General features: G+C 39.2%; 7 protein-coding genes. 6 read left to right on the top strand and 1 reads right to left on the bottom strand.

Annotated elements, in window-relative coordinates; all coding sequences use genetic code 11:
- Together E1140_RS04795 and E1140_RS04790 are read left to right on the top strand one after the other, a co-directional pair.
- On the top strand, positions 1–1,852 hold a 1,852-nt coding region (locus E1140_RS04795), incomplete at its 5' end, for a DEAD/DEAH box helicase (RefSeq protein WP_246202708.1).
- Between the two features lie 123 nt (positions 1,853–1,975).
- Positions 1,976–2,167 (top strand): cold-shock protein, encoded by a 192-nt coding sequence (locus tag E1140_RS04790; RefSeq protein ID WP_155179601.1) that lies wholly within the window; start codon positions 1,976–1,978, stop codon positions 2,165–2,167.
- 125 nt (positions 2,168–2,292) lie between these two features.
- On the opposite strand, the gene E1140_RS04785 is transcribed toward E1140_RS04790, so the two are convergent.
- Positions 2,293–3,909: an ABC-F family ATP-binding cassette domain-containing protein gene (locus E1140_RS04785; protein WP_155179599.1), complete on the bottom strand. Its 1,617-nt coding sequence runs from the start codon at positions 3,907–3,909 to the stop codon at positions 2,293–2,295.
- A 91-nt stretch (positions 3,910–4,000) separates the two neighbouring features.
- Here E1140_RS04785 and E1140_RS04780 point away from each other — a divergent pair, with 91 nt between their 5' ends.
- From E1140_RS04780 to E1140_RS04765, 4 genes are all read left to right on the top strand, one after another.
- Positions 4,001–5,209, top strand: coding sequence for a BaiN/RdsA family NAD(P)/FAD-dependent oxidoreductase (locus E1140_RS04780; RefSeq protein WP_155179597.1), 1,209 nt, complete (start codon positions 4,001–4,003; stop codon positions 5,207–5,209).
- Positions 5,210–5,443: 234 nt separating this feature from the next.
- Positions 5,444–7,711 (top strand): beta-glucosidase BglX, encoded by a 2,268-nt coding sequence (gene bglX, locus E1140_RS04775; protein ID WP_155179594.1) that lies wholly within the window; start codon positions 5,444–5,446, stop codon positions 7,709–7,711.
- A 1-nt stretch (position 7,712) separates the two neighbouring features.
- Entirely contained in the window at positions 7,713–8,555 is an 843-nt protein-coding gene (locus tag E1140_RS04770; RefSeq protein WP_155179592.1) for a glycoside hydrolase family 16 protein, read from the top strand.
- 23 nt (positions 8,556–8,578) lie between these two features.
- Positions 8,579–9,985 carry a sugar porter family MFS transporter gene (locus E1140_RS04765; RefSeq protein ID WP_155179590.1) on the top strand — a complete coding sequence of 469 codons (1,407 nt, stop codon included), beginning with the start codon at positions 8,579–8,581 and terminating at the stop codon, positions 9,983–9,985.
- The last annotated feature ends 543 nt before the right edge of the window (positions 9,986–10,528 follow it).

Here is a 10,528-nt window from a genome sequence, read left to right as displayed (position 1 = left end):
ACATTATGATGTAGATATAAAAATTACTTTTAGCTTCTCGTTTTTATTAATGCTACCTTTGCAGCTCATTAATAATTATTATCTATTGACAAATTTTTCAGAATTAGGGCTGTCAGCATCTTTGCTCCAAGTCCTTCCTGAGCTGAATTTAATTGAGCCTTCAAAAATTCAGCAGCAGGCAATACCTATCTTAATCAAAGAAAAAACACGAGATTTTATTGGATTAGCACAAACAGGTACAGGCAAGACAGCGGCATTTGGTTTGCCTTTGTTAGATGCTATCGATGTTAATTTAAAAGAAACCCAAGCTTTGGTTTTGGCCCCTACACGAGAATTAGGGCAGCAGATTGCACAGCAGATACAAGCGTTTTCAAAGTACTTGAAAGGCGTTAGAGTACAGGTTGTTTATGGTGGAGCATCTATTGTTCCACAGATGAAAGCGTTAAAAAATACACCACACATTGTTATTGCAACACCAGGCAGATTGCTCGATCTTATTAACAGAAAGGCAATTAACCTATCAGGCATCAGGCATGTAGTATTTGATGAGGCTGATGAAATGTTAAATATGGGCTTCAGAGAAGATATTGATACTATCTTATCTTTCACCCAGGGACAGAAGTCTACATGGTTGTTTTCAGCAACTATGGCTCCTGAGATCAAGAACATTGTTAAGAAATACATGGATAACCCTAATGAAGTACGCATAGACAGCGGAAATGTGGTTAACCAGAATATTGAGCACAAATATTTCATTGCCAGTGCCAGAGACAAAATAGAGGTGATGAAAAGGATTATCGAACTTGAGCCTGATATGCGCGGTATCGTCTTTTGTAGAACAAAGATGGATACACAGAACCTTGCGCAGCAACTTCAAGCTAAAGGGTTGCCTGTAGATGCCATTCATGGTGATTTATCTCAGAGTCAAAGAGATCAGGTGATGAAACGTTTCAAGAATCATTCTTTAGAGTTCCTTATTGCAACAGACGTAGCAGCAAGGGGTATAGATGTGAATGACCTTACTCACGTAGTGCATTATAGCATGCCTGACGATTTGGAATATTACACCCATAGAAGTGGTAGAACCGGCCGTGCTGGTAAAAAAGGTATTTCTATATCTTTAGTTAATGGCAGGGAGCAGAGTAAAATCAGACACCTTGAGAAAAAACTTAAACTAAGCTTTTCTCCTTATGTATTGCCAGAAGCTGTACATGTTGAAAACAAGAAGCTAGTAGAATGGGCTAATAAATTGGTTGCTACTGAAGTGGATAAAAAGGCCATCAGTGAGCACATGGAAGATGTTCATTTGATTTTGGCTCAACTGTCTAAAGAGCAGATGATTGAGAAATTGGTGGCGTGGGAGATTACAGAGCTAGGAATTAATAAGAATAGCAATTTCGGTGATGCCGGTGGCGGATTTGGTGACAGAGGTGATAGAGGAGACCGAGGTCGATCTTCAGATAGAGTGGAGAGTAAAAACGATCGCTATTTCGTCAATTTAGGTAATATCGATGGAATCGATAAAAATGAGTTAATTGATTTTGTGGCTGAAACGGCTAAAGTTGATAAAGCGCTAATCGGTGGAATTACCATAGAAGATAGAAGATCTTACTTTGAAATGGAGAAAGGTCATGCAAAGACTATAAATAATGCATTTGCAGGTCTTTTTGTTAACGACAGAGAAATTAGAGTGAATCTCGATCGTCCTAGATCTAGTAATGACAGGTCTGGAAGAAGAGGTGGAAGAGATGGCCGCAGGCCTTCATCACATGGAGGTGGAGGAGGTTACAAAGGTAACTTCAAACCCAAAGGTGGTAAAGGTGGTGGCGGACGTAGAGGCGGAAGACGCTAATAGGTCAGTTTCAAACCGTTGAAATTTTGGCGGAATGCCAATAACATAAAAATAAAATTACGCTTGTTAGCTAAAATGAATTTATTTTGGTTACGTTTGCGACAATATTTACAAATTTTAATAATGAAAGAAGGAACAGTAAAATTTTTTAACGATTCAAAAGGATATGGTTTCGTTAAAGACTCAGAAGACAGTAAAGAATATTTCGTACACGTATCTGGTCTTATTGACGAGGTAAGAGAAAATGACGAAGTTACTTTCGAACTTGAAGAAGGTAGAAAAGGGTTAAACGCAGTTAACGTTAAGTTAGCTTAATTTATATCTGATTAACTATTGGGAGTCTCGGCCTTTGGCTGAGACTCTTTTTTTGTGCTATACTTTCTTAGGCATAAAAAAAGCTCCACTATGGGAGCTTTAATTTTTTAAAATGGAGTGTTCTATCAAGCGTACATTTCCTGTCGCTGCTGCATGTATTTCTCATCTGAGATGTACTCATCGTAAGTACATAGCTTGTCCATATGTCCGTTAGGCGTTAATTCAATAATTCTAGTCGCTACAGTTTGCGTAAAGGCATGGTCATGTGATGTGAATAACACCGTGCCAGGGAATTCTTTCAATGCATTGTTGAATGCAGTAATAGATTCAAGGTCAAGATGGTTAGTAGGCTCATCTAAGATTAATACATTTGCACCTGCCAACATCATTTTTGACACCATACACCTTACTTTCTCACCTCCTGAAAGTACATTACATTTCTTGAACACCTCTTCACCACTGAAAAGCATCTTGCCTAAGAAACCGCGAATATAAACTTCATCCTTATCACCGTCAGAAAATTCTCTCAACCAATCAACAAGGTTGTCATTAGACTTAAAGTATTTCTCGTTTTCGTTTGGTAGATAGGCAGTAGTTATGGTTTGTCCGAATTTAAAAGTACCAGAATCAGCTTTCATCTCACCCATTAGAATTTGGAATAGGGCTGTGGTAGCCAAACTATCTTTGCTTAAGAAAGCTATTTTATCTCCTTTGTTTACAAAGAAGTCGAGGTCTTTAAATAAAGTTTTGCCTTCTATAGTTTTAGATAGTCCTGATGTTTCAAGAATCTGGTCTCCAGCGGGTCTGTTTTGTGTAAATATGATAGCAGGATACTTTCTGGTAGAAGGCTGAATGTCATCAATGTTGATCTTGTCCAACAATTTTCTTCTACTTGTAGCTTGCTTTGATTTAGAGGCGTTGGCACTAAACCTTGCAATAAACTCCTGAAGTTCCTTTTTCTTTTCTTCAGCCTTTTTGTTTGAAGAAGAACGCTGAGATAACGCCAATTGACTAGACTCGTACCAGAATGAGTAGTTACCTGTATAAACCTTAATGGCCGAGAAATCTATATCAACGATGTTAGTACAAACTGTATCTAAAAAGTGTCTATCGTGAGATACTACAATTACTGTATTCTTGAAATCAAGCAAGAAATCCTCTAACCAAGATACGGTGTGTATGTCCAAATCATTGGTAGGCTCATCCAGTATTAATATGTCAGGGTTGCCGAATAACGCTTGAGCAAGCAAAACGCGTACTTTGTAGTTACCGCTAATGTCCTTCATTAAAGAATGGTGATGAACTTCTTCGATACCCAAGCCACTTAGCAAAGCAGCAGCATCAGATTCTGCATTCCAACCATCCATTTCGGCAAACTCACCTTCTAATTCAGCTGCTTTTTCACCATCAGCTTCAGAAAAATCTGGCTTCATATAAATGGCATCCTTTTCCTGCATGATAGACCAAAGTTTGGTGTGGCCCATCAACACAGTGTTAAGAACAGTCACCTCATCAAATTCGAAGTGATTTTGTTTTAATACGGCCATTCTTTTGCCTGGCTCCATACTTACTTTTCCGGAAGTCGGATCTGTTTCACCTGATAGTATCTTTAGAAATGTAGATTTTCCGGCTCCATTGGCACCTATTACACCATAGCAATTGCCATCACCGAAATTGATATTTACCTCATCAAATAATACTCTTTTACCGAACTGAAGTGAAAGATTTTGTACTGCAAGCATTGTAATTCATTTAAATTGGCTGCAAAGGTACTATTTTTAATTTCCTTAAGTAAACAAACCTTAGTTTTGGTAGATTATTAAATCAATGTCCATGAAAGTAGCAGTAATAGGAGGCGGGGCAGCAGGTTTTTTTGCTGCTATATCATGTAAAACACATCATCCAAAAGCCGATGTTGTCATTTATGAGAAAGGCTCTAAGCTACTGGCCAAAGTAAAGGTGTCTGGAGGTGGGCGTTGTAACGTAACGCATCAGTGTTTTGACAATAAGAAACTGTCCACCCGCTATCCGAGAGGTGAAAAGTTTTTGAAAAAGGCTTTTAATCAGTTTGCAGTAGAAGATACTATTAATTGGTTCGGGGCTAATAAAGTGATAGTAAAAGCAGAGAATGATGGAAGGATGTTTCCGATCACTGATGATTCACAAACCATCATTGACGCTTTAACCTCAAAAGTGAAGCAATTGGGTATTACAATAAACCTACAACAAACTGCCGCAGCATTGGTACCTAGAGAGCAAGAGATTGTCATTGTTTCAAAAGAAGGGGTTGAATTTAGCTATGACAAGGTGATTGTGGCTACCGGTGGTTCTCCTAAGGTTGAAGGTTTGAAATGGCTTGAAGCACTAGGTCATAATATTAGCACGCCTGTTCCATCGCTTTTCACCTTCAATATGCCCAATGAACCAGTAAAGGCTTTAATGGGTGTGGCTGTAGAAAGTGCTACTGTGAAAGTACAAGGCACCAAACTAAAGCAATCCGGCCCATTACTCATTACGCATTGGGGCATGAGTGGACCGGCCGTTCTCAAAACCTCGGCATGGGGTGCGAGAGAGCTCAGTAATCTGGGGTACACGTTTAAAATCCAGGTAAATTGGGTCGATGATAAATCAGAAAATGATCTAAGAACGATAATTACAGAAATGCAGCAGAATAATCATAAGCGCATGGTGGCTAATAAAAATGCGTTTGGTATTCCATCAAGGCTTTGGGAGTTCTTACTAGCAAAAATTGATCTGAGATCTGATATCACCTGGGGAGAAATGGGTCAGAAGGGTGTGAATAAGCTTGTTAATGTTTTAATGAATGACATTTATCAGGTGGAAGGCAAAACAACATTTAAAGATGAGTTTGTGACCTGTGGTGGTGTATCACTTTCAGATATTAATAATGAGACCATGGAAAGTAAGCAAGTACCTGGCCTTTATTTTACTGGTGAAGTTATGGATATTGATGGTATTACAGGTGGCTTTAATTTTCAAGCAGCCTGGACGACAGGGTGGATAGCAGGGAAGTTAAATTAGAGTTCGTCCGAAATGTCAGAATTCAATGCCGATTCAAAGTAAAAACGTTTGCATTTTTTACATGATATGCTCAAATCCTGTGAAGGACAAATTTTAAAAAACCTTTCTTATTAGATTAAAAAAAGCCACTTTTAGCGAATTGTGTTAGTTTCCTTTAGATGTTGAAAGCTATATTGCTAGGTTATTCATTAACGCAATCGTTTGAAATTGTATTGTATTCTACAAAGTTAAATTATGAAAGGTAATTCTGTCATTTATTCACTTTTTATAAGCACCTCACTTTTTTTAACAAATTGTGAAAAAGCTGATGAACCGGTGAAAAATAATAAAATAGAAAATCTACTGTCGCAAATGACATTGGATGAAAAAATTGGTCAGCTAAATCAGTACTCCATCGGTGCCGAACTTACGGGTCCGGGAGCTAAAGAGGGCCAGAATAAAATTCGTTATGAGCAGCTTAAAAATGGAGGTGTAGGATCAGTCCTTAACCTGTTGGGAGCTAAGAATGCTCGTGAAACGCAGCAGTTTGTTGTAGATAGCACCCGCCTGGGTATTCCGTTGATATTCTCATATGATGTTATTCATGGTTATAAAACCATATTTCCAATTCCTTTAGGCGAAAGTGCTTCATGGGATTTAGAGTTGATGCAAAATACTGCTGCAGTAGCTGCTAAGGAAGCCGCTGCATCAGGTGTAATGTGGACATTTGCTCCAATGTTGGACATTTCCAGAGACCCTCGATGGGGTAGAGTAATGGAAGGTGGTGGTGAAGATACTTACCTGGGTACCGAAATAGGGAAAGCCAGAATAAGAGGTTTTCAAGGCAATGATCTTTCTGATATTACTACAATAGCAGCATGTGCTAAGCATTTCGCTGGTTATGGTTTTTCTGAGGGTGGAAGAGATTATAATAATGTTTATGTAGGCAAGCATCAATTGCTAAATACAATTTTACCAGCATTTAAGGCAGCTGCTCAATTAGAAGCCGCTACGTTTATGAATGCCTTTAATGACATTGATGGTGTACCTTCATCAGCCAATGAGTACTTGCTTAGAGAGCTCTTAAAAGGAGAGTGGAATTATGAAGGCCCTGTAGTCTCTGACTGGAATTCTTTTGGAGAGTTGATAACCCATGGTATAGCAAATGATAAATCTGAAGCTGCTCAATTAGCCATAAATGCAGGTTCTGATATCGATATGGAAGGATCAGTCTATATTGAGAGCCTTAAGCAACTGGTTGAAGACAATAAGGTTAGTGAGGGAAAAATAGATGATGCAGTAAGAAGAGTATTAAAACTAAAGCAGGATTTAGGCTTGCTTGATGATCCGTTTAAATATTTTGATGAAGAAAGAGAAAAGAACACATTGTTAAATGCAGATCACTTGGAGTTAGCCAGAGATGCTGGTCGCAAATCAATTGTTCTTCTTAAAAATGAAGGTGATCTGTTGCCTCTAAAAGCTAAAAATATAGCGGTTATAGGTCCCCTTGCTAAAGATAAAGACTCACCAATAGGCAACTGGAGAGCCCAGGGTGAAACAGGATCGGCAGTTTCATTCTACGAAGGTATAGAGGCAGCATTACCAGAAGCGAATATTACTTATGCAGAAGGTTGTAAGCTATCAATCGGTCCTAATAATTTCTTTAATGAAGTGGAAGTAGAAGAGGAAGATCGTTCTGGTTTTCAGGAAGCCATTAATGTTGCCAGGAATGCGGATGTTGTGCTGATGAACTTAGGGGAAACGGCCTATTTTTCTGGAGAAGCCAGAAGTAGATCTGAGATTGGTCTTCCGGGGCTTCAACTTGAGCTGCTTAAAGAGGTTTATAAGGTCAATAAGAACATTGTGCTGGTATTGATGAACGGACGCCCATTAACCATACCATGGGAAGCTGAGAATATTCCTGCCATTGTGGAGGCATGGCATTTAGGTTCTATGGCTGGACACTCTATTGCTGATGTGCTAACAGGTAAGTATAACCCTTCAGGGAAATTGCCAATGACTTTCCCGAGGTCTGTAGGTCAAATTCCGACTTATTATAATCACAAAATGACGGGCAGACCATCAACTGACCCTGGAATGGTGTTTTATAGCCATAATATGGACATTGAGAATAGTCCGCAATACCCATTTGGTTTCGGGTTGAGTTATTCAACTTTTGAGTATTCTCCTATTGCGCTAAGCAAAGAGGTCATCAACAAAGGCGAAAAATTAACGGTATCTGTTACAGTAAAGAACACTAGTGATGTGGACGGTGAAGAAGTAGTTCAACTATACATTAGAGATGTTGTAGGAAGTATCACCCGACCAGTGAAAGAGTTGAAAGGTTTTAAAAAGCTAATGATAAAGGCTGGAGAAAGCGCGCAGGTAGATTTTGAAATAGGAGAAGAGGATCTCGCATTTTACAGAAAAGACTTCACTTTTGGCACAGAGCCAGGTGATTTTGAGGTGTTTGTTGGTACCAGCTCATCTGATGTTCAAACTGCAACTTTCAAATTGAATTAGAATGAAGACATTACTTAAAATATTATTAGCCGGCATTTGTGCATTAATTGTTATTTCATGCGCTGAGAAGCAATCAAGTGAAGAAAGTCAAACAGCTGCTGAAGAGAATTCAGACGGTTTAGTTTGGTCAGATGAATTTGATTACACAGGAGTGCCAGATTCAACAAAGTGGAGTTATGACTTGGGAGATGGATGTCCAAATTTGTGCGGATGGGGTAATAATGAATTAGAAAGCTATACCAATGAAGCTAAGAATGTGAGGGTAGAAGATGGGATGTTAATCATAGAAGTGCATAAGGACAGAGAAGATAGTATCAGACCATACTCTTCCACCAGACTACTGAGCAAGAATAAGGGCGACTGGAAGTATGGAAAGATGGAGATAAAGGCTAAACTGCCTTCAGGTAAAGGCACATGGCCAGCCATATGGATGCTGCCAACAGAATGGAAATATGGCGGCTGGCCTGATAGTGGTGAAATTGATATTATGGAGCATGTTGGCTATGATCATGGCAACGTTCACGGCACGGTTCATACTAAGGCTTTCAATCATTCCATCGGCACACAAAAAGGTGACTCAATTTTAATTAAAACGATTGCCGATGATTTTGCCGTTTATGCTATCAACTGGACCCCTGATCAAATAGAGTTCATGGTCAATGGTGAAATTTATAATATATTTACTAACAATGGACAAGGTTTTGAGGCATGGCCTTTCGATCAAAAATTTCATCTGTTGCTAAATATTGCTGTTGGAGGAGACTGGGGAGGTAAGTATGGAGTGGATGACTCTATCTGGCCTCAGCGTATGGAAATTGACTACGTCCGAATTTATAAGAACTAACTTAACCTTAACTACACTATACTATGTCTAAAAACGGATTACTTATACTGATTACATCAGTCGCGGCCCTTGGAGGGCTTTTGTTTGGTTACGACACGGGCGTAATCAACGGTACACAATTTTACTTTAGCAAATACTTTGAACTGGAGTCAGCCATGAAGGGCTGGGTGGTGAGTAGTGCATTGGTAGGCTGTTTTATTGGAGCCATTTCATCTGGCTTTATGACCAAAGCTATTGGTCGAAAAAACAGCCTGATAATTTCAGCATTGCTTTTTACCGTTTCTGCCTGGGGGTCAGGTATGCCTTCAGTTTTACCTGAAACTATTCCATTATTGGTTCTATTCAGAATTATCGGAGGTTTAGGTATTGGATTGGCGTCTATGGCTGCTCCAACTTATATAGCGGAAATTGCTCCTAAAGATAGGAGAGGCGTATTGGTTTCATTTTATCAATTGGCGATTGTTACGGGTTTCTTTGTAGTGTTCTTAGCTACCTATTTCATTGGTAACAATTTTACTCCAGAAGAAAATATTACTGAAGGCTGGAGATGGATGTTCTGGTCAGAATTGATTCCTTGTTTCTTATTCCTTGGTTTAACATTCTTTATACCTCGCAGCCCAAGATGGCTTATGATGGTAGGTAAAGAAGAGGAAGCCTTAAAAGTATTGAACAGGTTGCATGAGCCTGAAGCTGCTCAGAAAGAAATTGATGAGATCAAACATTCTCTGAAGAGAGAAGCTAACTCAGAAGCTAAGACTGTATCTGTATGGCAGAGTGCGGTTTTACCAATAGTTTTGATTGGCTCTGCATTATCATTGCTACAGCAGTTTACCGGTATCAATGCCGTATTGTATTATGGTGGTGATATCTTCGAAAAAGCATTGGGCTATGGTCAGGAAGACGTACTGGCTCAACAGATATTATTAGGAGCAGTTAACTTCGGATTTACCTTTGTGGCCATGTATACCGTTGATAAATGGGGTAGAAAGCCATTGATACTATTTGGTAGCTATGGTATGCTGCTAGGTTTTATCCTTCTTGGTGGATCATTATACTTTAATCAGGTAGGTGTCATTTCCTTAATTGGTGTATTGATGTTTATTGGTTCATTTGCTTTAAGTATGGGACCTGTAACATGGGTATTGCTGGCTGAAATGTTCCCTAACAGTGTAAGAAGTACTGCAATGTCAATTGCCGTAGCTGTACAGTGGGGTGGTAACTACCTGGTTTCACAAATGTTCCCAATTATGGCAGAAAGTGAAGCCAACGTTTCTGGTCCTTGGAACAAATCAATGCCTTATGTGGTGTTTGGTATTTGTATAATTGTATTGATCGTGTTTACTAAGAAATATGTGCTTGAAACCAAAGGCAAGAGTTTGGAAGAACTTGAAGGTGTTTGGGCAGAGAAATATGGTAAGATTGAGTCTTAATTGACAATATCTTGTTCAATACAAAAGGCCGTGGTTTAAACCGCGGCCTTTTTGTTTGCTTCTGTTTTTGAAATGGCCCTTAACATCTACGTTGCCTCCTTCAAGGGAGGAATTGTTAAATCCATAAAAACAGATGTCCCCTTGAGGGAACTACAGGGGTGTCCACTTGGGCAACACAAGTAAAATCCCCCTGCGTTGCCGTCAGGCAGACTTTGGGGGATCATAGGGGGTAGGCAACAAATGTTTCCCCGTGTAAGCTCTAGCTATTAGCAGCTATTAAAAATTAGTATTCCTGTAAATTTTATTAGATTGTAAGATAAACCAATTGAGAATGCTGTTGTCGGGCAATAGCATTTATCAAAAACATATCCATAAACCAATCCAAAGACTATGATCCTACAGGTTATAAAACTGAAATCAAATCTTCCTGAGGAAGAACTATTGAGCAGAGCCAAAGAGAGAGAACCACAGTTTAAAGCTATTCCAGGGCTCCTTCAGAAATACTATGTAAAAACTGGCCAGCCGGAGGAATATGGTGGGATA

It is taken from the genome of Fulvivirga lutimaris (assembly GCF_009711525.1).
Taxonomy (GTDB): domain Bacteria; phylum Bacteroidota; class Bacteroidia; order Cytophagales; family Cyclobacteriaceae; genus Fulvivirga; species Fulvivirga lutimaris.
The sequence above is the reverse complement of the archived record's forward strand: the minus strand, read 5'-3'. Positions and strand labels throughout refer to the sequence as shown.